The sequence below is a fragment of the Dialister sp. CAG:357 genome (assembly GCF_000435155.1).
In the GTDB taxonomy this organism is placed as follows: domain Bacteria; phylum Bacillota; class Negativicutes; order Veillonellales; family Dialisteraceae; genus Dialister; species Dialister hominis.
Window position 1 is genome coordinate 602 of the sequence record NZ_FR896430.1, and the last position, 206, is coordinate 807.

1 pseudogene is annotated in these 206 nt (G+C 36.4%); it reads right to left on the minus strand.

Annotated elements, in window-relative coordinates:
* Window positions 1-206: pseudogene (locus tag M3200_RS05510) on the minus strand (UDP-galactopyranose mutase); the annotation flags it as partial.

Genomic DNA, 206 nt, shown 5'->3' on the forward strand with positions numbered 1-206 from the left:
CTGGAGTAACAACGCCCCACATCTTATTAAACGTGTACATATTGAAAGGAAGAGAATACAATTCGCCATGATAATTAGCTACCGGCGAGTTAGTGAATCGATTGAATTCTGCGAACTGATTTACATAATTCCATACTGTTCTATTGTTGGTATGAAAAATATGAGCACCATATTTATGTACATGAATGTCTTCCACATCTTCGGTA